General features: G+C 70.9%; 18 protein-coding genes and 1 pseudogene. 9 read left to right on the forward strand and 10 right to left on the reverse strand.

The window, feature by feature from the left end:
• The first annotated feature begins 145 nt into the window (after nt 1-145).
• A complete protein-coding gene (gene dnaB, locus AB0877_RS18305) occupies nt 146-2,983 on the forward strand; it encodes a replicative DNA helicase (protein ID WP_366610054.1) in 2,838 nt (945 codons plus the stop codon).
• Nucleotides 2,984-3,003: 20 nt separating this feature from the next.
• Here the strand turns inward: dnaB and AB0877_RS18310 are convergent, their stop codons facing one another.
• From AB0877_RS18310 to AB0877_RS18330, 5 genes are all read right to left on the reverse strand, one after another.
• On the reverse strand, nt 3,004-3,681 hold the full coding sequence (locus tag AB0877_RS18310) for a maleylpyruvate isomerase N-terminal domain-containing protein (protein WP_366610055.1): 678 nt from the start codon (nt 3,679-3,681) through the stop codon (nt 3,004-3,006).
• 103 nt (nt 3,682-3,784) lie between these two features.
• Nucleotides 3,785-4,165, reverse strand: a complete 381-nt coding sequence (locus AB0877_RS18315; protein WP_366610056.1) for a zf-TFIIB domain-containing protein — start codon at nt 4,163-4,165, stop codon at nt 3,785-3,787.
• Between the two features lie 22 nt (nt 4,166-4,187).
• Nucleotides 4,188-4,820, reverse strand: coding sequence for a phosphoribosyltransferase (locus tag AB0877_RS18320; RefSeq protein ID WP_366610058.1), 633 nt, complete (start codon nt 4,818-4,820; stop codon nt 4,188-4,190).
• A 41-nt stretch (nt 4,821-4,861) separates the two neighbouring features.
• On the reverse strand, nt 4,862-6,226 hold the full coding sequence (locus tag AB0877_RS18325; protein ID WP_366610059.1) for a glycosyltransferase family 87 protein: 1,365 nt from the start codon (nt 6,224-6,226) through the stop codon (nt 4,862-4,864).
• A 50-nt stretch (nt 6,227-6,276) separates the two neighbouring features.
• Nucleotides 6,277-8,799, reverse strand: a complete 2,523-nt coding sequence (locus tag AB0877_RS18330; protein WP_366610061.1) for a bifunctional diguanylate cyclase/phosphodiesterase — start codon at nt 8,797-8,799, stop codon at nt 6,277-6,279.
• A 715-nt stretch (nt 8,800-9,514) separates the two neighbouring features.
• Here AB0877_RS18330 and AB0877_RS18335 point away from each other — a divergent pair.
• The 5 genes from AB0877_RS18335 (at nt 9,515) to AB0877_RS18355 (ending at nt 15,598) form a co-directional block, all read left to right on the forward strand.
• Nucleotides 9,515-12,664 carry a BTAD domain-containing putative transcriptional regulator gene (locus AB0877_RS18335; RefSeq protein ID WP_366610062.1) on the forward strand — a complete coding sequence of 1,050 codons (3,150 nt, stop codon included), beginning with the start codon at nt 9,515-9,517 and terminating at the stop codon, nt 12,662-12,664.
• Nucleotides 12,665-12,880: 216 nt separating this feature from the next.
• Nucleotides 12,881-13,372 carry a cyclic pyranopterin monophosphate synthase MoaC gene (moaC, locus tag AB0877_RS18340; protein ID WP_366610064.1) on the forward strand — a complete coding sequence of 164 codons (492 nt, stop codon included), beginning with the start codon at nt 12,881-12,883 and terminating at the stop codon, nt 13,370-13,372.
• Entirely contained in the window at nt 13,369-13,839 is a 471-nt protein-coding gene (locus tag AB0877_RS18345) for a MogA/MoaB family molybdenum cofactor biosynthesis protein (RefSeq protein WP_366610065.1), read from the forward strand. Before moaC ends, AB0877_RS18345 begins: the two co-directional genes overlap by 4 nt.
• A 74-nt stretch (nt 13,840-13,913) precedes the next feature.
• Nucleotides 13,914-15,173 carry a molybdopterin molybdotransferase MoeA gene (locus AB0877_RS18350; protein ID WP_366610067.1) on the forward strand — a complete coding sequence of 420 codons (1,260 nt, stop codon included), beginning with the start codon at nt 13,914-13,916 and terminating at the stop codon, nt 15,171-15,173.
• Entirely contained in the window at nt 15,170-15,598 is a 429-nt protein-coding gene (locus AB0877_RS18355; protein ID WP_130405760.1) for a molybdenum cofactor biosynthesis protein MoaE, read from the forward strand. The genes AB0877_RS18350 and AB0877_RS18355 overlap by 4 nt, the downstream gene beginning before the upstream one ends.
• Nucleotides 15,599-15,601: 3 nt before the next feature.
• Here the strand turns inward: AB0877_RS18355 and AB0877_RS18360 are convergent, their stop codons facing one another.
• Nucleotides 15,602-17,068 carry a glycosyltransferase 87 family protein gene (locus tag AB0877_RS18360; RefSeq protein WP_366610069.1) on the reverse strand — a complete coding sequence of 489 codons (1,467 nt, stop codon included), beginning with the start codon at nt 17,066-17,068 and terminating at the stop codon, nt 15,602-15,604.
• Between the two features lie 215 nt (nt 17,069-17,283).
• Nucleotides 17,284-17,829: a DoxX family protein gene (locus AB0877_RS18365; RefSeq protein WP_366610071.1), complete on the reverse strand. Its 546-nt coding sequence runs from the start codon at nt 17,827-17,829 to the stop codon at nt 17,284-17,286.
• A gap of 133 nt (nt 17,830-17,962) precedes the next feature.
• Between AB0877_RS18365 and AB0877_RS18370 the strand changes: the two genes are divergently transcribed.
• Nucleotides 17,963-18,511: an N-acetyltransferase gene (locus AB0877_RS18370; RefSeq protein ID WP_366610072.1), complete on the forward strand. Its 549-nt coding sequence runs from the start codon at nt 17,963-17,965 to the stop codon at nt 18,509-18,511.
• A 7-nt stretch (nt 18,512-18,518) separates the two neighbouring features.
• Here the strand turns inward: AB0877_RS18370 and AB0877_RS18375 are convergent, their stop codons facing one another.
• From AB0877_RS18375 to AB0877_RS18385, 3 genes and pseudogenes are all read right to left on the reverse strand, one after another.
• The gene (locus AB0877_RS18375; protein WP_366610074.1) at nt 18,519-19,760 is read right to left on the reverse strand and encodes an ATP-binding protein; all 1,242 of its coding nucleotides are present in this window, start codon (nt 19,758-19,760) and stop codon (nt 18,519-18,521) included.
• A 136-nt stretch (nt 19,761-19,896) separates the two neighbouring features.
• Entirely contained in the window at nt 19,897-20,301 is a 405-nt protein-coding gene (locus AB0877_RS18380; RefSeq protein ID WP_366610275.1) for a hypothetical protein, read from the reverse strand.
• 548 nt (nt 20,302-20,849) lie between these two features.
• Nucleotides 20,850-21,317: pseudogene (locus AB0877_RS18385) on the reverse strand (hypothetical protein); the annotation flags it as partial.
• A gap of 432 nt (nt 21,318-21,749) precedes the next feature.
• On the opposite strand from AB0877_RS18385, the gene AB0877_RS18390 reads away from it, so the two are divergent.
• Both AB0877_RS18390 and AB0877_RS18395 read left to right on the forward strand, forming a co-directional pair.
• Entirely contained in the window at nt 21,750-22,850 is a 1,101-nt protein-coding gene (locus AB0877_RS18390; protein ID WP_366610075.1) for an EamA family transporter, read from the forward strand.
• 10 nt (nt 22,851-22,860) lie between these two features.
• A complete protein-coding gene (locus AB0877_RS18395) occupies nt 22,861-23,514 on the forward strand; it encodes a prepilin peptidase (protein ID WP_366610077.1) in 654 nt (217 codons plus the stop codon).
• Nucleotides 23,515-23,624 lie beyond the last annotated feature (110 nt).

Here is a 23,624-nt window from a genome sequence, read left to right on the forward strand (position 1 = left end):
GGCTCGTCCACCGGCGTTGTTGAGTCTCTGACCTCGGGGTCCGTATGGTTGGCCCTCGACCGCCGGCGATGGCCCCCGATCGACCGGCCCGGTCGGAGGAGAAGTGTCGTACCCCAGCAGTAGAGCTGGGGTCGGATCCGGCGCAGTGGAGGGGGGACCCGTGTCGGTCACCGACGACATGCGGGCAGAGCCACGCTCCGGCGGAGGCCAGCCACCCGCACAGCGGGACGGCCAGTTCGACAAGACCCCGCCCCAGGACGTCGCGGCCGAGCAGTGCGTCCTCGGCGGCATGCTGCTCTCCAAGGACGCCATCGCCGACGTCGTCGAGATCCTCAAGACCAACGACTTCTACCGGCCGGTGCACGCCACCATCTTCGACATCATCCTCGACATCTACGGCCGGGGTGAGCCGGCCGACTCGATCACGGTCGCGGCGGCGCTCGCCGACTCCGGGGATCTGGTACGCATCGGTGGCGCGCCGTACCTGCACACACTCATCGCCAGCGTGCCCACCGCCGCCAACGCCGCGTACTACGCGCGCATCGTCAGTGAGCGGGCGGTGCTACGCCGACTGGTCGAAGCCGGCACGAAGATCGTGCAGCTCGGCTACGGCACCGCCAGTGGCGGCAGCCGCGACGTGGACGACGTCGTCGACCTCGCCCAGCAGGCCGTGTACGACGTCACCGAACGGCGGGTCAGCGAGGACTTCGCGATCCTGGCCGACATGTTGCAGCCGACGCTGGACGAGATCGAGGCGGTGGGCGCGCAGGGCGGCATGATGACCGGCGTGCCGACCGGCTTCAGCGACCTGGACCGACTGCTCAACGGCCTGCACGCCGGGCAGTTGATCATCGTTGCAGGCAGGCCCGGTTTGGGCAAGGCGCTCGCGCTCGACACCCCACTGCCAACCCCGTACGGCTGGACCACGATGGGCGAGGTCAAGGCGGGCGACCAGCTACTGGCTGCGGACGGCTCACCGACCACTGTCACACACGCCTTCGACGTGATGCACGACCGTTCCTGCTACGAGGTCGAGTTCTCCGACGGCACCGTCATCGTGGCGGACGCGGAGCACCTGTGGAAGACGACCACGCGGGCGATCCGGCGGCAGGAACCGGCGCGGCAGAGGCGGCACTGGCCGGAATCGTCGCTGGCCAACGTGCGTGCGGCACAGGAGCGGCTGAGCTCCCTGGGGAACCAGCCGATCACGCTCTTCGACACGATTGAGCAGGTCGGGCCGGAATTCCGGCATGTCCTGGACACTGTCGCCCGTGAGGTCGGATCGGTTGGCCGGATCAGCCGTCCCATCGTCCGCAGCGGTAAGCCACGGAACTGGACCGCACCGGGCTACCCGGCCGGTCCGCTTCTGGGCGCGCTGCTCCAACGAGCCGAGCGGGAGGTCAATACCGGCAGCCGGGCCGACCACGACGGCGTCGTCACCACTGCCGAGATCGCGGCCACGCTGCGTACTGACACCGTCGAGCGCCGGCTCAACCACGCCGTTCGGAATTGCGCTCCCATCCAACTCCCGGACCGTGAGCTGCTGATTCCGCCCTACACCATGGGGGCGTGGCTCGGTGATGGGCACAGCGGCGCCAGCCGCTTCACCACGGCAGATCCGGAGATGGTTACGCACATCGAGGCGGACGGCTTCGTCGTGCGGCCCAGCGGCCCGATGGTCTACACCGTTCTGCTGCAGCCCACGTCCGCTGCTCCGGGGAACGGTGTCTGCGTGGACTGTGGCGTTTCCACCAGGGCGTTGCGTGAGACTGCAGCGACGAGGAAGTGTGCCGACTGCCGTCACCGGAACGGTTCCTTCCTTGGGTTGCTGCGTCAGATCGGCGTAGCGGGGAACAAGCACATCCCTGGCGTCTATCTGCGCGGCTCGGAGGCTCAGCGCAGGGCGTTGCTGGCTGGGCTGATGGACACCGATGGGACCGTTGCCCCCTCCGGCAACCTCCAGTACACGTCGACTTCGAAGCGGCTGGCTGACGACGTACGCGAACTCATCGTCAGCCTGGGTTACCGCTGCACTGTGAATGCGAAGCCGGTGCGCGGTCGTACCCCCGATTCGTCGATCGCGTACACGCTGAAATTTTCCACCCCGGATGTCATCTTCCGGCTCAGGCGGAAGCAGGATGCACACGTCGAACGTCGCCGCACCACCTCGGACGTTCGAACGACCTCGCGGTTCATCGTCGACGTCCGGCCGGTCCCCAGTGTTCCGGTGCGGTGCGTGACCGTCGATAACGACGAACACCTGTACCTGGCCAGCCGGGCGATGATCCCTACCCACAACAGCACGGCCAGCATGGACTTTGCCCGAAATGCCGCTATTCGTGCCAACCAGGCGGCAGCGATCTTCTCGCTGGAAATGAGCAAGGTCGAGATCGTCATGCGACTGCTCTCCGCCGAGGCGCGGGTGCCGCTGCACGTGCTGCGCAGCGGTCAGCTCTCGGACGACGACTGGACCAAGCTGGCCCGCTGTATGGGCGAGATCAGTGAGGCCCCGCTCTTCGTCGACGACACGCCGAGCATGAACCTGATGGAGATCCGGGCCAAGGCTCGGCGGCTCAAGCAGCGGCACGACCTCAAGATGATCGTGGTCGACTATCTCCAGCTGATGACCTCACCGAAGCGCACCGAGAGTCGCCAGCAGGAGGTCGCGGACCTGTCCCGTGGTCTGAAGCTGTTGGCCAAGGAGGTCGAGTGCCCGGTGATCGCGGTCAGTCAGCTTAACCGTGGCCCGGAGCAGCGCACCGACAAGCGACCCCAGCTGTCTGATTTGCGCGAATCAGGATCAATTGAGCAAGATGCCGATGTTGTCATTCTTCTGCACCGCGACGACTACTACGACAAGGAGTCGCCGCGGGCCGGGGAGGCGGATTTTATTGTTGCCAAGCATCGGAATGGGCCTACCGACACCGTGACCGTCGCCGCTCAGCTGCACCTCTCCCGCTTCGTCGACATGGCCATCGGCTGACCCACGCAGCAGCCTGTCGGTCAGCCGAGCAGTGGGAACCAGCCCGCCGACTCACCCAGCTCCAGCCGGTCCCGGTCGGTCAGCGGTACGCGCCCGGTGGCCTTCAGCAGAAAGTCGTTGTCGTCCCACCCGGCGGGTCGAACGGTGTCGTCGCTGAGCAGGCCGTCCAATGTCGCTACCGCGACCTGTACGGCCAAGGGGCCGGGCGGTGGCGCGTCGGGCAGTTCCAGCGTCAGGTCCAGGTGATGGATAGCGGCCTCGGTGGTCAGGGTGGCGAGGAAGTCCGCTACGCGCAGCACGTGTCCCTGGGTGGTCACGTACCCGTCGGGGTCGGCTGACGCGGCGGCGCGGACCGCGGCCGGGGCGGTGTCCCGCCAGAGTTCGACGATCCCGGTCGGACTGTCGAAGGCGGCAGCCGAGCGGCGGACCCACCAGGCATGCCGGGCAGCCCCGTCGTCGCCGCCGGGAAAGTCACGCCAGTAGCTCACGTCGTCGACGTCGGCGGGGCCGTCGACAGGGCTGGCCAGGGTGACGAGCGCCCGCTGGGCGTCGCCGAGCAGGTGCAGGAGCAGGTCGGCGATGAGCCAGCCCCGGCACCGGGTGGCTCGTTGCAGGCCGGAATCGTCGAGGCGACCGACCACCGCGGTGATGCCGTCGTACGCCTGGGCCAGCGCCTCGTCCGCTCGGATCGCGGTCATGCGACTGAGCCTCGCACGAAGCGTGGTGGGCGCCAACGATCAATGGCGCGGTGGTGTGCCCGGGCCGACGCGTGATCGACCCGGGCGGAAGGTCGGCCCGGGGTCAGCCGAACATCTCGTCGAGGAAGCCCTTGCGCTTCTTCTGCCGGTAGTGGCCGTGGTAGCCGTGGTGCTGCTGCTGGTGGCCGTAGGCCGGCTGCGGCGGGTAGCCGTGGGCGGGCGGCGGGGGCGGCGGGACGGTGCCGTAACCGGGCTGGTGCGGCGGGGGCGGCGGGGGTGGGTAGCCGGCGGGCTGGTGCGCGGGCTGCCCCGGCGCGCCTCCGGTCTGTTGGCGGCTCCAGTTGGCCTCCGCCTCGAACAGCTTCTCCAGCTCGCCACGGTCCAGGAAGATGCCTCGGCACTCCCCGCACTGGTCGATGACGACGCCACTGCGTTCGTACTGGCGCATTTCTCCGCGACACTTGGGACAGGTAAGGCTACTCATCGCCCGACGGTACCTGGTGGACCTATGCAGTTGCTGTGAGCGCCTCGGTGACTTCTTCGTCGGTCACCTCGTGGAAGTCGTCGTAGAAGGCGCTGACCGCGCCGAAGTCCGCAGGGCGTTGGGCGCAGACGACCTGGTCGGCCTCGGCGGAGAGCAGTTCGTACGCCTCCTGCGCGCCGACCGGAACCGCGACCACGACGCGGTGTGCCCCGAGTTGGCGGACGACTTCGACGGCGACGCGGGCGGTCGCGCCGGTGGCGAGGCCGTCGTCGACGATCACGGCGGTCCGGCCGGTGAGGTCCAGCTGTGGGCGGTCGCCCCGGTAGAGCCGTTCCCGGCGTTCCAGTTCGGCCTGCTCCCGGTGTCGGACCTCGGCGATGTCGTCGTTGCTGAGTCGGCTGGCCACCACGTCGTTGAGCACCTGGACACCACCCGGCCCGAGTGCGCCGAAGGCGACCTCCCGAGCCCACGGTATGCCGAGCTTGCGGACGACGAGCACGTCGAGTGGTGCGCCGAGCCGTTCGGCGACGACCCTGGCGACCGGCAGGCCGCCCCGGACGAGGCCGAGGACGACGACGTCCGGTTCGCCGATGAGCGCGGTGAGCCGCTCGGAGAGCACCCGGCCGGCGTCGGCCCGGTCGCGGTACGTGGTCATGCCTACAGGTCTACGCCCTGACGCGCCGTTGCGCCGGGAAGTCAGGTCGATGTGCTCCGACCGGAGGGTTCGTCGGCAACGGTGGCGGTCGGTGTGTCGACCGGGCGGTGCAGGGCGGGGGCCCAGGTCAGCAGGGCCAGCGGGTACAGCAGGTAGCCGAAGCGGGTGGTCGGCATCAGGGCGATGGCGGCGAGCAGCCCGTACCCGCAGATCAGCGCCGTGGCGACGGCGGTGCGGGGCGGGCGGCGGGCGAGCCGGACGGCGATGGCCAGTCCGGCGGCGACCAGCAGGCCGGCGGCGACCAGCCGGCCGGCGGGTAGCGCGTTGGCGATCAGGTAGCCGGGGAACGGGGACTGCGCGGGGCTGGTGACCAGCCCGTGGCCGAGGGGGAAGCGCAGCACGTTCTCGGTGAGTGCGTCGCGGTCCACCAGTAGCGCCGGCAGTAGTGCGGCGACGGGAAGTCCGATCGCGCCGACGGCGACCCGGGTGCCGGCGCGTCGGGTCAGACCCCAGACGATCAAAACCAGGGCGACCGGCCAGGCGAACAGCTTCAGGGCGCCGGCGAGTCCGACCGCGACGCCGGCCCGGCCCGGCCGGTCGGCGGCGGCGAATGCGAGGGCCAGCAGGCAGAGCGCGAGGACGGGGAGGTCGTCACCGCCGGTGGCGAGGGTGAGGGCACAGATCGGCAGTACGGTGGCGGCCTGCACACCGCGCAGCAGGGCGGCGTCCCGTCGGCGGGTCGCGGCGTTGGCGGCCTGGCCGGTGGCGGTCCGGCCGGCGGTGGCCGGTGTTCGGCGCAGGGCGGCCACGGCCAGGGCGAGCGCCAGCGCGGTGCCCACCGCGAACCAGACCCGGGAGTCGGTCCACCAGGTGTCGAGCAGCGCCCTGGGCAGGCCGAACATCGCCATGCCGGGCTGGTACGGGGTGTAGCCCATCAGTTGCTCGCTCGGTGGCAGGGCGGCGATGGCGTCCGGTCCGAGGTATGGCGTGCCGTGTTCCAGGAGGCGGCTGCCGGCGTGCTCGACGACCAGCACCTCCTCCTGGGCCCGGTCGGTACGTCCACCGGCCCGGTCGATGCTCTGCCAGGCCAGGGGCAGCAGTGTGGTGGTGGCCCAGGCGAGACCGGTGACCGCCCAGCGGGCTGGCAGACCGGTGAGCCGAGAGGTTGGAGAGCGTCGACGCAGCAGAATTTGGGCGAACACCGTCAGCGTCGCGAGCAGGTAGCCGACGGCGGCGACCGCGCCCCAGGCGCGGTGCGGCAGCAGGGTGGACGTGACGGCTGTGATCGCCGCGAAGGCCGCCGACACGGCGTAGAGGCCCAGGTCGAGGGCGAGCCCGCCGGCGGCGTTGTCGAGCGTGCGCCAGTGCCAGCGACTGCGGTGGGCGGTCGGGTCGTCGACGATCACGCGCGACAGTCTGGCAGACCGGGCTGCCCGCGCAGCGGGCCGATGCCTGCTCAGGCGGGCAGGTGTGGCTGGCGGTCGGGCTTGGAGCGGCCGGCCTGGCGGCGGTTCTGGTTCAACCGGATCACCGCCCCGGTGTCGTGCAGCGGCGCGGCGAGGCTGCCCGGTCGGCCGCCCGAGCCGCGTTGCATCGCCGCGAGCAGGGTGCCGGACGGCATGGGCCGGGCGAACAGATGCCCCTGGCCGGCTACGCAGCCCAACTCCCAGAGGGCCCGCCGCTGCGGCTCGCTCTCCACTCCCTCGGCCACCACGTCCAGGTTGAGGCTGCGACCCAGGTCGAGGGTGGAGCGGATGACAGCGGCGGCCTCCGCCGAACTCTCCATGGTCGTCACGAAGCTCCGGTCGATCTTCAACTCGTGGACCGGGATGCGGGAAAGCAGCGAGAGTGAGGAGTAGCCGGTGCCGAAGTCGTCCAACGCCAACCGGACTCCCTCGTCGCGCAGTCGGCTGAGCACCCGGTCGACCACGTCGAGTTGGCTGAGGGTCAGTGTCTCGGTCAACTCCAGGACCAGCCGGTCCGGTGGCAGGTCGTGGGCGCGGAGGCGAGCCAGCACCGAGCCGGGGAACCGCGCGTCGAGCAGGCTGCGCGGGGACACGTTGACCGCGACCGGTACGTCGAAGCCGGCGTCGCGCCAACTCACCGCAGCGATCAGCGCCTGGTCGAGGATCGCTTCGGCGAAGGCCGGTAGCAGGCCGGACCGCTCCACCGCCTCCAGGAACCGCAGTGGATCGATCAGGCCGTGGGTGGGGTGGTGCCAGCGGGCCAGGGCCTCGGCGCTGGTCACCTCACCGGTGCCCAGGTCGACGATCGGTTGGAAGTTGACGACGAACTCGTGGTCGGCGACCGCGCGCGGTAGGTCACCGCCGAGGGTGAGCCGCCCGAGGTCGGCGGTGTCGCGGGTCGGGGCGTACGTGGAGATCCGCTGCCCGGCTCGCTTCGCCTGGTACATGGCCACGTCGGCGCGGCGCAGCAACTCGGCCATGCCGCCGTTGGACGGGGCGGCGGAGATGCCGCCGCTGGCTTCGACGCTGATGCGCATGCCGTCCACCTCGAACGGCTCGTGCAGGGCGGCCAGCAGCGTCTCGGCCCGGTGCGCGGCGACCGCCGGGGCCGGCAGACCGCGCATGAGTACGGCGAACTCGTCGCCACCGAGGCGGGCCACCAGGTCGCTCGGCTGGGCCGCACCCCGCAACCGGTCGGCCACCTGCACCAGCACCTGATCGCCGGCGGCGTGCCCGAGCGTGTCGTTGACCTCCTTGAAATGGTTGAGGTCGATCAGCACCAGCGCGGTCACCCCGTCGGCATGGCGGGTGCTCAACTGTTCGGTGCCCTCGTCGAGGAGGTGCCGGCGGTTGGCCAGGCCGGTCAGCGCGTCGTGCGAGGCCGCGTACGCGTGCTCGTCGGCGACCCGGGCCAGTTCGGCGTATGCCTGGGCGTTGCGGACAGCGGTGCAGAGCGCGGAGGCGAACGTCCGCAGGGTGTACTGCTCCCGCTCGGAGAGTTGCACCGGGCCGCGGAAGCGCAGCCGAAGCGTACCGACGTCGACCGTCCGGTCATGGCCTTCCAACGGTGCGGGGACGATGGTGCCGTCCACGCCGGTGGGCGTGCCGGTCGGGCCGTCGAAGGTGATGCCGCCGGTGTCGCCGCGTACGGTGCGGCCGCCGTCGCGCAGCTCGATCTCGACCTCGTCGGCGGAGAACAGCTCGGCGGCCTGGGTGACGGCGGTGGTGAGGACGTTGTCCAGGTCGACCACGTTGAGCGCGTCGGTGGTGCGGGCCAGCCGCTGCCACGCCTGTTGCTCGGTGCGGCCTCGGATGCGCGCGGAGTAGGCCAGGTGCAGGCTCAGGACCAGGGGCGGGACGGCGAGCAGGAGCCGTGGGTCCATCTGGAGGGTGAGCAGGGTCAGGGCCGCCACCACGAACCGGACCGCGTAGCCGGCCAGGCGAAGATCCAGGTTGCTGCGGAACTGGGTCGAGATTCTGGTGCCGGAAGCGAGCGCGATCACCGGGATCGCCAGTAGTTCGTCGAGGAGGGCAGCGGCGAGGTAGGCGACCGCCAGGATCCCGACCAGCTGTGGGGCCTGCATGACGGGCCAGGTCCAACCGAGCAGCGCGAAGGCGGTGCCGGCCCCGGCCGCGACGAGGATGTTCTTGCCGACGCCGAAGGCCAGCTTGATGGGTGGAAGACGGGCCGAGGCGATGGTGATGCCGATGCAGGTGCAGAGGACCACCCAGGGAACGGGGGCTATGGCAGCCGCGATGACGATCGCCGCCTCGCTCCAACTGATCAGGTGCACCGTGGACCGGACACGTACCCGGGTCTTGACGAACGCACCCAAGGCGATCATGGCGGTCAGCGTGATCAGGGTCGCAATGTCGGGTGTCGGAGCCTCAGCCGCGGGGAAGGTCAATCTCAGGGAGGCGAGACCAACGATCGTGGCCGCAACGACGAGGAGACCGACGATCAGCCGTAGCCGTCGATCGGTCCCGTCATCGCGTCGTTGTGAAGAGGCCACGCAACTCCTGGATTACCTCGCCTGTCGTACTCGCAACCATATCGCCGGACGCTGCGGAAGTCCCGCATCGATGTCAGCCCCACTCGTTTCCGCGCATTTCACCCACCCTCCCTTCGTATGGCTGTCGGGCTCTGTTGGCGCCGACCCTCTACGAATGGAGCTTAAATGGGGTTAGCCCTAGTTAGGGACGATAAATGTCGTTATCCTCAACATTAGTTAATCCTGTACGGATAAGTGACATTCTGTTTGCGTTCCGGTGCGGAGAGCGCTGGGATGCTTGCCTGTTGCATCCGGTCCGTTGCGGATTGTCGCGAGCCGCAGCGACTGATTAGACCGCGCCCTCAGTGTGGCCGTCGGGATGCCGCAACTCATCCGCCGATTCGGTCGACCGCTCGCCAGCTTCAGCCTGGTACCCCTTCGCAGTGAAGCCCTGATGATGGTGGCACTGCCCTGGTCAGTTCCAGTCTCTGGAGCCGACGGCTCGTGCTGAACAAGTAGTTGAGGGCTTTCGCTCCTTCTTTCCCTGTTGCGGCAGCAGTCGAGAACGCCCAAGGCGCCGATGGTTCTTGCAATGTTCCCATTGCACTCATCGGCGGCGTCGCAGAGGGCGCAGGAGCCTATGCATCGACGGCTTGATTGGCGTCAGGTCCACACCCGGGTGCCCGTAAGCTTCGATGCGTGATCGGCTGAATACCCCGCTGAAGCAGGGGGACGGGTGGAGATTCAACTTCTGGGTGGCCTCTCGGTGCACCTGCTGGCTCGCAAGCTGCACCTGGGCACGCCTAAACAGCAGGCTGTCTTCGCGATGCTCGCGGTCCAACCGGGGCAACTGGTAACCCTCGACGACCTGATCGACGAGCTGTGGCCAGACCGCCCGCCGCGCTCTGCCGTGGCGAACGTCCGGACCTACGCCGCCAATCTGCGCCGTACCTTCGAGGCTTACGAGTCTGGTCGAGGTGTCATCGTCAGGCAGCAGAGCGGCTACCGCCTCACCGTAGGGCCGGAAGCCATCGACGTGTTCGGCTTCGAGATGGAGTGCGCCGCGGGCCGCGAAGCCCTGATAGCCGGTCATGTCGACAGCGCCCTGGAACGGTTGGGGTCCGCCGTGGCTCGGTGGCGGGGTGCGATGCTCGCCGGCATATCGCTCGGGCCGGTGCTCGGCGCGCGCGTGGTGGCCGCCGAGGAGGAGCGCCTGCTTGCCGTGGAACTCCTTGCCGACGCGCAGCTCAGAGCGGGGCGCGGGGATCTGGCGATCCCCCTGTTACGGGATGCCGTCGCCCGTCATCCCCTCCGGGAACCGGCGTACGTCCTCCTCGGGCGGGCACTGCACGAGCGTGGCGACCACGCAGGCGCGCTCCTCACGTACGACGAGGTTCGGGCGAAGCTGATGGCCGAGCTCGGCGTCCTCCCAGGTTCCGACCTTCAGGCTCTTCATCGCACGATCGTTTCGGCTGCGCCGCCCCGGCGACCGGCGGACCGCGCCGCGTCCCGTCCGGGCGGCCTGAGTGCCCGCCGTTTCCCGAACCCGACTCCCGCAGTCGGTGCCTTGATCGCTGAGACAGCGCATCGGCCCGACCCGGTGGACCACCTCCCCCGAGCTGTCACCGACTTCGTTGGCCGGGAGGCCGTGGTGTCGCGGCTGCTGGCGGAGACCCGGAGGGTCGAGGAGCGGGTACCGGCCGTACACATCATCGACGGGATGGCGGGCAGCGGGAAGACGACTCTCGCCGTGCACCTGGCCCGTCGGCTGTCCGATCGCTACCCGGACGGCGCGCTCTTCATCGACCTGTGCGGGCACGGTGAGAAGCACCGGGTTGAGCCGGCGAGTGCCCTGGTCACCCTGCTTCGCCAGTTGGGCGTTGCGGCTGGTCGGGTACCCGTGGATTTCGACGACAGGGTGGAGTTGTGGCGACAGGAACTGGCCCTCCGTCGGTCAGTGGTGGTGCTCGACAACGCGGCGAGCAGCGAGCAGATCATGCCCCTGCTTCCGGCCGAGCCGACCACCGTCGTGCTGGTCACCTCGCGGCGGCGTCTGTCCCACCTGGATGTCGGGCCCTCGCAGACGCTGCCGCTGCTGAACCCGCAGGAGAGCGTGGATCTCCTCAGCCTGAGCATCGGCCGGGACCGGGTCGAGGCCGAGCCGGAGGCAGCCGCCGAGGTGGTGCGTCGGTGCGGGTATCTCCCACTGGCGATCCGGCTGGCCGGCGCACGGCTGGCGCACCGGCGCGGCTGGCGGTTGACGGACCTTGCCGAGCAGATGGCCGGCGATGCTCCGGCGCTGCACCACCTGGCCCAGGAGGAGCGCACTGTCACCGGAGCCTTCGCCGCTTCCTATGAGCCGCTTGCGAGTTCGACCAGGCGCGTCTTCCGATTTCTGGGCCTGTATCCCGGTAGTCGCTTCAGTGCCCCGGCAGTCGCCGCGCTGACCGGGCTGACGATCACCGAGGCTCGCGCGGCGTTGGACGAACTCGTCGACAGGAACCTGGTGGAGGACCTGGACTCGACGCGGTATCGACTGCACGACCTCCTGCGGGAGTACTCCATCGAGCTGTGTTCGCGTACCGACTCCGCGAGCGACCGAAAGGCCGGGCTGGCTCGCCTGTTCGACTTCACTCTGGCGGTGGCGTTGAGGGTCGCCAAGACGCTGGAGCTCAACGACCTGGAACCGCGCGTCACACATCTCCCGATCGGGCGACCTGAGTTGGTCGACGCTGTCGGGGAGCCCACCGCTGACTGGTTGGAAACGGAGCGGACGGACCTGGTGACGATGGTGAGGGCAGCCCTTGACGAGGGCTTCCCCGAGCACTCGTGGCGACTGGCCCGTGCCCTCTGGCGATTCTGCTACATCCGCGGATACTTCGAGGACATCATCACGACCCACCGGCACGCGCTGACCGCAGCGGACGCGTCCGGGGACGTCGGTGCGACGGCATTGATGAGCAACTACCTCGCTTCCGGATATATCCGGACTGGCGACAATCGGGAAGCACTGCATCATCTGACCCGCGCCGTCGCCCTCTCCAAAGACTCCCGCGACGTGCTCAGGACCGCGCGGTACCGCGCCAATCTCGCCGCTGTCTACTACTGGAGCGGCGACCTGACTGGGGCGGTCAGAGTCGGTTTTGAGAGCCTGCGTGACTACAAGGGCTACGGCAAGGCCAAGGTGCCGATGGCGCTGCCGAACCTCGGCATGGCACTCACCTCACTGGGGCGTTACGAGGAGGCGTTGCGCCTGCATCGCCTGCACCTGGCGTGGGCCCGGTCAAACTCCGACGTCTTCCACACACTCAACGCCCTCAGCCATATCGGCGCCGTGCGGGTCCGGATGGGCGATCTGCCGCAGACGATCCGGATTCTGCTGGCCTCGCTGGCTCTCCGTGATCGGACCGGCCACCGGTACGCGGAGGCTGAGGTGCGCAACGACCTCGGGATCGCCTATCGAGGTCTGGGTCGACTGGTGGAGGCCCAGCAGGAGCATGAGTTGGCTCGGAAGCTGTCGGTCGGTTCGGGGGAGCGACACGTCGAGGCGGCCGCGCTCAACGAACTCGGCCGCACCCTGCTGGCGCAGGCGCGGGGCGGCGAGGCGTTCGAGGTGCACCAGGAGGCGTTGCGGCTGGCCACTCGGATCGCGCATCCGCACGAGCAGGGTCGAGCGTTGGCCGGGCTCGCCGAACACTTCGCCCGCACCGATCCGGCCGAGGCACGGCGGCACTGGGAGCGGGCGCTGGCGATTTTCCGTCGGATGGGCGTGCCGGAGCGTTTCGAAGCCGAACGTCGCCTCGCCGAGTTGACCGGGGCGGCTCTGGTCGACAGCGCTGACCAGCCTGAACGGCGCTTATCGATTTCTTATCGGCAGGCCCGGTAACTTCCGGCCGTATCGACGAACGGGGGAGGTTCTGCCCCTGGGCAGAACCGGGTCGTCGACACGCGCCCGCTGCCGGGTCCCCCCAGCGACCTCGGCGGCGGGCTGGTGAGGGGAGGAGCGGCGTCGGGCCCGTTGCGCCGTCAGCACCCGGTGCGGTCGCCGGCGTGACGCCGCTCCTTCCGACCACCGTCGGACCACACCGATAGGCTCACGACCGTGACCGAACCCGCGCAGCTCAGCCACGTCGATCGCACCGGCGCGGCCCGCATGGTCGACGTCTCCGCCAAGGCGGTGACCGGTCGCCTGGCCGTCGCGGCCGGCCGACTGCGGACCACGCCCGAGGTCATCGACCTGCTGCATCGCGACGGGCTGCCCAAGGGTGACGCGTTGGCCGTCGGGCGGCTGGCCGGAATCATGGGGGCCAAGCGCACTCCTGACCTGATCCCGCTCTGCCACCCGATCGCGCTGCACGCCGTCACCGTCGACCTGCGGCTGACCGCCGACACCGTGGAGATCACGGCCACCGCCCGCACGGCGGACCGGACGGGGGTGGAGATGGAGGCACTGACCGCGGTTGCTGTCGCCGGCCTCGCCCTGGTCGACATGGTCAAGGCGGTCGACCCGGCGGCCTCGGTGGAGGCGGTCCGGGTGCTGCGCAAGGAGGGCGGCAAGACCGGCGAGTGGGTTCGGCCGGAGGACCGGCCGTGATCCGGGCCCGGGTGATCGTCGCTTCCAACCGGGCTGCGGCCGGTGTCTACGCCGACACCAGCGGCCCGCTGCTCGTGGCCGGGCTGCGTGAGCTGGGCTGCCAGGTCGACGACCCGGTGGTGGTGCCCGACGGCGAGCCGGTCGGCGACGCTCTGCGGGCCGCCCGCGCCGACGGTGTCGACGTGGTGCTGACCAGCGGCGGCACCGGAGTGACCCCGACGGACCGGACCCCGGACGTGACGCGGAGCCTGCTGGATTACGAGATCCCCGGTGTCGCCGAGGCGATCCGGGCGCACAGTCGTGACCGCGTGCCGACGTCGGTGCTGTCCCGGGGCCTGGCCGGGGTCTCCGGCCGGATGCTGGTGGTCAATCTGCCCGGCTCGACCGGTGGTGCCCGGGATGGCCTGGCCGTTCTCGGGCCGATCCTCGGCCACACCGTCGATCAGCTCCGCGGCGGGGACCACTGACCGCTCCGCGGCGAGCACCGACCGGTGCGCGCCAGGCCCGGGCGGGTGTCGGTCCGGGCCGATAGGCTCGGTCGGTGAGCACGGAAACCGCACCCACCGCGGATCGGGTCACCGCACCCCCGCCAGCCGGGTGGGAAGAAGCCCGTTCGCGGGTCTACGCGGTCGGTCTGGCCGCCGCGCTGCCCGCCGCCGCCCGACCACTCGCCGACACCGACGGGTCGACACTGGCCGAGCCGTTGACCACCCGCACCGACCTGCCGGCGTTCCCGACCTCCAGCGTGGACGGCTGGGCCGTGCGCGGCCGTGGGCCGTGGCGCGTCGTCGGCCGGGTCCTGGCCGGCAGCACCCCCGCTCCCCTGACCGAGGACGACACCACCGTCGAGATCGCGACCGGCGCGATGGTGCCGGAGGGCGCCACCGCCGTGCTCCGCGTCGAGGAGTCCTCCGCATCCACCACCGGCCTGATCAGCGGCGTCCCCCGGGAGACGCCCGAGTGGCGGAAACCCGGCGAGGAGGCGTACGCCGATGAGGAGTTGTTGCCGGTCGGCACGCCGGTCGACCCGGCGGTGATCGGCCTGGCCGCCGCCTGCGGGCACGACACGCTGCGGGTCCGGCGGGTGCCGCGCGCCGCGCTGCTGGTCTTCGGTGACGAGCTGCTGACGGCGGGTCCGCCCGCGGCCGGTCGCATCCGCGACGCGCTGGGCCCCGCGGTGCCGGCCTGGCTGCGGCGCTACGGCTGCCAGGTCCGCCCGTCCGACGTGGTCGGCCCGGTGGCCGACACGCTGCCCGCGCACGTGGCGGCCCTACGGTCGGCGCTGAGCCACGCCGATCTGGTCTGCACCACCGGCGGCACGATGAACGGTCCGGTCGACCACCTGCACCCGACCCTGGAGGCGCTCGGCGCCGACTACGTGGTGAACACGGTGGCGGTTCGCCCGGGCTTCCCGATGCTGCTGGCCCGGCTGACCGGCCCCGACGGGCGAGCCCGGTTCGTGGCCGGGCTGCCCGGCAACCCGCAGTCCGCCATCGTCGCGCTGGTGTCGTTGGTGGCCCCGCTGCTCGCCGGTCTCCAGGGCCGGTCGATGCCGGTGCTGCCGCAGGTCACGTTGGCCGAGGCGGTGCCCGGTCGCGGTGACCACACCCACCTGGCGTTGGTCCGACTGGACCGGTCCGCCGGTGTCGCGTTCCCGGTCCGTCACGTCGGTTCGGCGATGCTGCGCGGCCTGGCCGGCGCGGACGGGTTCGCGGTCATCCGACCCGGCACCCGCGGTGAGCCGGGCGACCGGGTGCCGATCGTGCCACTGCCGTTGTTTCCCGGGGAGCGTACGTCGTGACCGCACCAGCGATCACCTTCGGTGAGGTCACCGACCAGCCGCTCGATCTCGCCACGCACGAGGCGGCGGTCGCCGACCGCCGGGCCGGCGCCGTGGTGTCGTTCCAGGGCGTGGTCCGCGACCACGACCACGGTCGCCAGGTCACCAGCCTGGAGTACGAGGGCCACCCGAGCGCCGCACAGGTGCTGCGCGAGGTGGCCGCCGAGATCGCCGCGGAGCCCGACGTCTACGCGGTGGCGGTCTCGCACCGGGTCGGTCCCCTGGCGATCGGCGACGTCGCGCTTGTCGCCGCGGTGAGCACCGCGCACCGGGCTGCGGCCTTCGCGGCCTGCGCCCGGCTGGTCGACGAGGTCAAGGCGCGACTGCCGATCTGGAAGCGGCAGGTCTTCACCGACGGCACCGAGGAATGGGTCAACTGCCCCTGATGGTCAGCGACGGCCGTTGACCACCACGGCCCGGGCGAGCCGGTCGCCGTAGAACGCCGGCTCCGCGCCGGGGCGCCAGGGCAGCGCGGCGACCAGGACGATCAGCGCCAGCGCGAGCGAGTTCTCCATCAGCGCCCCGAACAGACCGTCCTGGTAGTGCGACATCTCCGGCAGTTGGTGTTCGTACGGCCAGATCGGGGAGATCAGGAAGAGCAGGTAGAGCCCGATCGCTGCGAGGCCGTGGCGGAGCCCGGTCAGCGTCGGGTACCAGATCGGCGAACGGAGCCCGTTGACACCGGGTAGACCGCCGAAGGCCGGCCCCTGACCGGTGCGCTGCGGCATCCCCCGGCTCGCCTCGCGGCGACGCACGGCGGCGTCGGCCAGCACGATGATCGCCGGGATCACCCAGACCAGGTGGTGCGTCCAGGAGATCGGGCTGATCACGTTCGCGGTGAGACCCACCAACGTGAACGCGGTCAACTCGTCACCGTCGGCGCGGGAACTCGCCGCCCGGGACAGGCCGAGCGCCAGGACCAGCACCGAGAAGGCGAGCCACAGCAGCCCCGGGGTCTCGATCGAGTCGTACAGCCGGGCCAGCAGGCCGGCGAGGGACTGATTGGGCGTCATGTCCGCCGCGCCGACGCGTTCGGTCTGCCACAGCACGCTGCCGAAGTAGGTCCGCGACTCGTCACCGACGATCGCGAAGGTCCCCAACGTCACGCCGATCGTCGTGCCGATGGCGGTGGCCGCCACCCGCCACTGACGGGTGATCAGCAGGTAGGCGATGAACAGCGCCGGGGTGAGCTTGACCGCCGTGGCGAGGCCGATGCCGGCCCCCGCCCAGGCTCCGCCGTAGATGAAGCGCAGCAGCGGACCGTCGGTGGCGGCGTAGTGGGTGCCCCGGCGGGACCGCCAGCGAAGGCCGATCAGGTCAGCCATGATCAAGGCGAACAGCAGGATGTTGACCTGGCCGTAGCCGAGCGTCTCCCGACCTGGCTCGATGGCGACCGCGAGCGGCACCGCCAGGGCCACCGTGAACCACAGTGGCCATCCCAGTCGGTCCACGATGGGTCGGAGCAGCCCGGCCAGCACCAACGCCAGGGCGGCGATGCTGGCGGCGGCGTTGACCAGGCCGGCCGCGCCGATCGGCAGCTGCGCCATCGGCAGCATGACCAGCCCGGCGAAGGGTGGGTAGGTGAACCCGAGTGTGGTTTCGGGCGCGATGAACTCGTAGAGCTCGTGACCGCTCGCCCACCACACCACGGCACCGTGGTAGATCTTCATGTCGAAGAAGTTGTACGGCCGCCCGAAGGTGCCGATGGCAAGCCATGCGGCATAGGCGACGGCGGCCACGATGGCGCCCCGTACGACGTTCCTGCGATCGATCCCGCGAGCCACGCGGTCGATGCCGCGTGACACACGTTGGATTGGGGCGAGGCGGTCCGCCCGTCTACCGACATCCGTCGGCATGGCGTGGCCACCCCCGTACCAAGGTCGTCCTACCCGTCCAGGTCCTGCACGGAGCCTAGAACGGCGCCTCACGTCAGTGCCTCCCGCGTTATGCGACCGTGTCCGATCCCACACATGTTTTTGACATTTCCACCGCGTTAACGCCTACCGGGTGGTTCAGGTAATTCGCGGCCTTAGCGAGGGGTGGGGGTGAGACGGAGACGGATCGACGCAGGTCAGCCGGGGAGTCGACGTGCGGTGGACGCGGAGCGGACGGCGATCCGGGCCTCGCGGCGGGCCGTCCGGACGGCGCGTTGCATGGAACGTCGAGAGTGGCCGATGCGGTGGCCCGTCCGCCACCGCAGACCCGGCTTGCCACCGGTGTCCGCGGCGGCGAGGAGCAGACCGCCGAGGAGCCCGAGGTTCTTCAGCGCGTGGATCTGGTTGTTGTTCTTGGCGATCGGGTCGTCGTTCTTCCAGAAGGGATGCCCGGCGACTGTCACCGGCACCAGCGTGCCGGCCAGAACCAGCGCCGCGGGCCGGCTGAGCCGACCGGTGGCCAGCATCAGCCCGGCGCCGACCTGTACGGCCGCGTTGAGCCGGATCAACGTCTCGGTCTCGGTGGGGAAGCTCGGGTGTGCCTTCTTCAGCACCGGCGCGACCTTGTCGGTCACCGGTCTGGCGGCCACCGCGAGCCGGCCGGGGTCGCGGAGGTTGCGATACCCGCTGACCACGAAGATGCCGCTCAGCATGGCGCGGGCGAGGGAACGTACGGGCGTCATGGATCAGTCATACCCCCTCGCGACGTTTGCTACCCCGTCAACCGCAGGATCGGATTGGTGTTCGTACACGTACGCCACGCCGAATCGAGCGACCGTCACGGATGGACGGGCGTCGGCGGGTAACGTCGCGCGGGTGACCACGCTGCGGCTACGCCCCGAGGACCCGGCCGACGCCGGCCCGGTCCGCCGCGTACTGGCCGCCGCCTTCGCCCGCCCGGACTTGGCGACGCCGCCGGAGGTCAGCCTGGTCGACGAGCTGCGCGACACCACCGCCTGGCTGCCGGAGTTGGCCATGGTCGCCGAGTACGGCGGTGAGGTGGTCGGCTACGCGCTGCTCACCCGGGTGCGGCTGCGGCCGGAGCGAGGCTCGGACATGCCCGTCCTGGCCCTCGGCCCGGTGGCGGTCGCGCCGCACCGACAGCGTGTCGGGCACGGCACGGCGGTCGTGCAGGCTGCCCTGGATGCGTCCACCGAGTTGGGCGAGCGGCTCGTCGTCGTCCTCGGCGCCCCGGTCTTCTACCGCCGGTTCGGGTTCGGCCCGGCGAGTGAACTGGGCCTGACCGGTCCCTGGGCCGGCCTCGGTGAGCCCTGGCAGGCGCTGGTGCTGCCGCCGTCCACCAGCGAGGAAGGCCCCCCACCTCGTGGCGAGGTGCTCTTCCCGGCCCCGTGGTCGAAGGTCTGACCGGGCCTCAGGCCGGCTGCGTCCGCAGGTACCGGCCGAAGTGCGGGACGGTGAAGGCGACAGTGCCCCGCTCACCGGAGTAGATCAGCCCCTTCTTGATCAGCGCGTCCCGGGCCGGGGACAGACTGGCCGGCTTGCGGCCGAGGGCACGGGCGATCTCCGCAGTGGGCACGGCGGCGTCCATGTCGTCGCGGACCACCTCGCCGGGCTCGCCCTCGACCGCGGACATCATGGCCATCGCCCGCATGTACTCGCGTTCAGCGGGAGTGGCCCGTTCGAACCGGGAACCGAAGAACCCGACCGCCAGCTCGGCCTCCGCCTCGGGCGCGGCCACCCGCACGTCGGCGGCCGTGATCGGCGAGCGTGGCGCGTGGTCCCAGGTGGCCTTGCCGTACGCCTGGACGAAGTAGGGATAGCCGCCGGACTTCTCGTAGAGCAGGTCGAGCGCCTTCTGCTCGTACTCGACCTCCTCGCGCTCGGCCGGCGCGCAGAGCGCCCGGTCGGCGGCGATCCGATCGAGCCGGTCGATGCGTTGGTAGCGGAACAGCCGTTCGGAGTACGACTTGGCGGCGCTGAGCACCGCCGGCAGGTGCGGAAGGCCGGCGCCGACGACGATCAGCGGCGCGCCGAGCTGGGACAGCTCGTGGCAGGCGGCGCAGAGCGCCGACACGTCCTCCGGGCCGAGATCCTGCATCTCGTCGATGAAGATGGCAATGCCGGTGCCGACGTCGCTGGCCACGGCGGCGGCGTCACTGAACAGTTCGACCAGGTCGATCTCGATGTCACCGGAGTCGGCCCGACCGCTGGCGGCCGGCACGTCGATGCCGGGCTGCCACCGGTCGCGCAGCTTGGTGGCCGCGCCGGTCCGGCCGGTCGGGTTGGACCGCTGGGCGAACGCCTTGAGGACGCCGAGGAACGCGTCGATGCGGTCCGGTGCGCGGTGTCGGGGGGCCAGCTCCCGGACGGCCATGTGCAGTGCGGCGGCGACTGGTCTGCGCAACGACTGGTCCGGTCGGGCCTCGATCTTGCCGCTGCCCCAGAGCCGGTTGATCGCCTGCGAACGGAGCGTGTTGAGCAGAACCGTCTTGCCGACGCCCCGCAGGCCGGTGAGCATGAGGCTGCGCTCGGGTCGGCCCCGGGCGATGCGCTCGAGCACGATGTCGAAGACGTCCAGCTCCCGCCCCCGCCCGGCAAGTTCGGGCGGACGCTGACCGGCGCCCGGCGCGTACGGGTTGCGGACCGGATCCACGCATCGCAGATTATCGGGCCATCTAGCTGCGAGGCTAGACATGGATAGATGGGGCTACCGGCGTGTCGAGACCGTCGACCACAAACTAGGGCTGTCTAGCATCCACGCTAGACAGCCCTAGTTTTGGCAATCGGACCTAGCGCTCCTTCAGGCAGAGCACGTAGTCGAACAGGTCGACCGAGTTGTCGTGCACATAGTTCGCGGTCGCCTGCGGCGCGAGCATCTCGCACCGGTCGCCGTCGGTGGTCGCCGGAATCCGCAGCAGCACCTGATATGTGTTCGGGCCGCAGGGCACCTTACGGAGCTGCGCGTCGCTCGCACTGCCGTCGTTCACCACGCAGTCACCCCTGGCGAACTCGGTGCCCGGAGTCGGGGCGGCCGACGTCGGAGCGTCGCTGGGCAGCGTGGGTGGCAGGCCCGGGGCGCTCGTCGACGGGGTATCCGCCGCGTCACTGCCAGCGTCGGCCACCTTCCAGACCGCCCATCCGGCCAGGCCGAGGCACGGGCAGAGCACGAGCAGCACCACCACGGTGATGATCAGAGCGACGTTGCGGCCGGTCTTCTTCGCGGGCGCGGCGGGCGGCATCCCGTAGCCGCCGGGCGGCTGCTGACCCCAGGGCGCGGGTGGCTGACCCGGCGCCGACCCGGACGGCTGACCAGGCACCGGGCCCGCCGGTGGGTACGGGCCCGCCGGTGGGTACGGCCCGGCCGGTGGGTACGGCCCGGCCGGCGGTGTCGAGCCGGCCGGTGGGTACGGCCCGGCCGGCGGTGTCGGGCCCGATGGCGGATACGGGCCGGGCGGTGGGTGACCCGGGCCCGAGGTGGGCGCCGACATCGGTGCGGTCGGCGGCTCCGGGTTGGTGGGCTGCGCCCACATGGGAACCGTCGGTGGCTCCGCGCCGGTCGGCGGGGGACCCCACTGCTGCCGGGTCGGGTCGTCTGCCGGCGGCGGGGTACTCGCCAGGGGCAGCGTCTCATCGACCGGTGGTGAGCTGTCAGGCCCATTGGGCGGGCGCTGGTACGGATCGTCCGGCTGGTCGGAACCCGCAGGTCCGTAGGTCGTCATGTCATTCCCGGGGGTGGGTGGTCTCAGCGTTGCTTGAGGCAGAGGACGAAATCGAGGGTGTCCAGCTCACTGTCGAAGAAATACCAGTTGGTGTAGCCCTCGACCTTGGCGCACTTGGCCTCGGCGTCCCGCTCGCCGCTGGTCGGGCCGTCGATCCGGCTCAGCACCTCGTACGACTTCGCAGCACAACCGCTGATCAGCAGCTTCGGCTTGCCACCGGCGGTGCCGTCGTTGCGGACACACTGGCCGACCTTTGCGAACCGGGGATCGGCCGACGACTCCGGCGCGGCCGCGCTCGGCACGGGCTCGACCGCGTCCGCGCTGGGCTCACCGGCGACGGCCGAGTTGCTCGGCGCGGCTGCGGGCACCGGGTCGCTCTGCCCCCTGCGCAACCAGAACGCCCCGGCGGCGGCCACCACCAGCAGGACGACGGCCAGGACCGCGATCAGCGGCCCCCGACCGCGCCGGCTCGGTGCCGGATCCTCGCCGTACGGGTCGTCGGGCCGGTACGGCTGCCCGCCGTACGTCGGGGTCGGCTGGTACGGGTCGCCGTAGGGCGGGCGGGGCTCGTGACCGTAGGGCGTGGCTGTCCCTCCGCCGTACGGCGTTGCCGTCGCGCCGCCGTAGGCCGCGTCGGGCGTCGCACCGTAGGGCGGGGTGGGTGGGCCGCCGTACGCCCCGGGCCGTCCCTGCGCTGCGGGCGGGTACGACGGGACCGCCGGTGGGTAGGGCTCCGCCGCGGGCGGGTAGGGCTGCTGCGGCGGTCGACCGGGCGTCTCGTCGGGTCTTTGCCCACGCCACGGCCCCGGGTGGCCGCTCCCCGGATGTCCGTAGTTCGTCATGCCGCCCTCCTGCACGAGTGGTGAGAGGCCGGCCACCAAAACGCGACGCGGGCTCCGGGGTCACCGTAGCGTGGTCCACTGATGAGCTCACCTCCACCGAGCACCACGGCCCTCGCCGGCCGTCGTGCCACCAGCACACCGACCCTGATCTGGACCGCGTTGATCGTGGTCTACGTGCTCTGGGGGTCGACCTATCTGGCCATCCGGATCACCGTGGAGACGTTGCCTCCACTGCTGTCGGCCGCGCTCCGCTTCGCCGTGGCCGGCTTGGTCCTGGCAGTGGTGCTGCGACTGCGTCGCGGCCCCGGCGCGCTGCGGGTGGACCGCCGGCAACTCGGCTCGGCCGCCCTGGTCGGGGTGCTCCTGCTCACCGGTGGCAACGGCCTGGTGGTGCTCGCCGAAGAAGGGCCGCCGGGAGTGGCGCTGCCGTCCGGGATCGCCGCCCTGCTGGTGGCCACGGTGCCGTTGCTGGTCGTGCTCTTGCGCTCGGCCACCGGGGACCGGCCGCCGATCTGGACGTTCGCCGGGGTCACGGTGGGCTTCGTCGGCCTCGTCCTGCTGGTGCTGCCGGGCGGTAGTTCGGCAGCGGTGCCCCTGGTCGGGGCGTTGACAGTGGTGGCGGCGGCCACCTCCTGGTCGGTTGGGTCGTTCCTGTCCGGACGGATCCGGATGCCCACCGACCCTTTCGTGGCCACGGTGTACGAGATGATGGCCGGCGCGCTGGCGCTGGTGGCCGTCGCCGCCGGTCGGGGCGAACTGGCCGACTTCCACCCGGCGGAGGTGAGCACCCGGTCCTGGTTGGCCTTGGGCTACCTCATGGTGGCCGGCTCGCTGGTGGCCTTCACCGCGTACGTCTGGCTGCTGCACAACGCGCCCATCTCACTGGTGTCGACGTACGCCTACGTGAACCCGGCGGTCGCGGTGGCGCTCGGCGCGCTGCTGGTGGCCGAGCCGATCACCCCGCAGGTGCTGCTCGGCGGCGCCGTCATCGTCGCCGGGGTCGCGCTGGTGGTGACCACCGAACGGCCGCGTCGGTCAGGCACGGGATCACGACCGGGGGATACGCCGGCATCACGTTCGGGGGATGCGTCGGCATCACTGTCGGAGGACACGCCGGGATCACGATCGGGGGACACGCCGGGATCACGTTCGGGGGATGCGTCGGTGCGCGACCGCCAGTAACGTCCGGCGCATGTCGGCCGTCGCGCTGGTGTCGATCGCGCTGCTCGGCGCGCTGGTCGGCCTCGTCGTACCCCTGGTGTCGCGGCGCTTCGCCACCGCGGACGCGCGGCTACCGGCGTTTCCACTGCCGCAGCCGGTCCGGCGGCCCTGGGTCGACCCGGTGGTGGCGGCGGGCATCTTCGTCGGCCTTGCTGTCGCCATAGGTGACGACCCGGCGCTGCCGGCCTTCCTCGCGGTCGCGGCGGTCGGTCTGGTGCTGGCGCGGGTCGACCTGGCCTGCCTGCGGCTGCCCAATCCGCTGGTCCTCGTCGCCGGGCTGCTGGCCCTCGGAGGGCTGACCACAGCGGCGCTGCTGTCCGGCACTCCCGGCCGGCTGCTCGGCGCGCTGGGAGGTGCGGCCGTCGCGAGCGCGGCGCACGTGCTGCTGGCCCTGCTGCCCGGCTCACGGTTGGGTTTCGGGGACGTGAAACTCGCCGCCGTCCTCGGCCTGCCGCTTGGCTGGTTGGGGTGGGACACCCTGCTCACCGGGTTGCTCCTGCCGCACGTGCTGCACGGCGGTCTGGTGCTCGGCCTGCTCGTCACCCGAAAGGTGCACCGAACCACCCTGTTACCCCTGGGCCCGGCCCTACTGACGGGCGCCTGGCTAGCCACCCTCCTCCCCTAACTACCCCGCCCCGCCCCTGCCCCGGCCCTGCCCGCCCCGGCCCTGCCCGCCCCGGCCCTGGCCGTGGCCCTGCCCGCCCCGGCCCTGGCCCCGCCCCCGGTTCGTCGATC

The sequence above is a fragment of the Micromonospora sp. NPDC047644 genome (assembly GCF_040704315.1).
In the GTDB taxonomy this organism is placed as follows: domain Bacteria; phylum Actinomycetota; class Actinomycetes; order Mycobacteriales; family Micromonosporaceae; genus Micromonospora.

Bases quoted from the DNA above. Each gene is read 5' to 3' on its own strand.
- AB0877_RS18320 (WP_366610058.1), bottom strand. From the start codon at position 4,820: ATGACCACGTACCGCGACCGGGCCGACGCCGGCCGGGTGCTCTCCGAG.
- AB0877_RS18365 (WP_366610071.1), bottom strand. From the start codon at position 17,829: ATGACGCCCGTACGTTCCCTCGCCCGCGCCATGCTGAGCGGCATCTTC.
- AB0877_RS18395 (WP_366610077.1), top strand. From the start codon at position 22,861: ATGTCGGCCGTCGCGCTGGTGTCGATCGCGCTGCTCGGCGCGCTGGTC.
- AB0877_RS18390 (WP_366610075.1), top strand. From the start codon at position 21,750: ATGAGCTCACCTCCACCGAGCACCACGGCCCTCGCCGGCCGTCGTGCC.
- AB0877_RS18310 (WP_366610055.1), bottom strand. From the start codon at position 3,681: ATGACCGCGATCCGAGCGGACGAGGCGCTGGCCCAGGCGTACGACGGC.
- AB0877_RS18360 (WP_366610069.1), bottom strand. From the start codon at position 17,068: ATGCCGACGGATGTCGGTAGACGGGCGGACCGCCTCGCCCCAATCCAA.
- AB0877_RS18315 (WP_366610056.1), bottom strand. From the start codon at position 4,165: ATGAGTAGCCTTACCTGTCCCAAGTGTCGCGGAGAAATGCGCCAGTAC.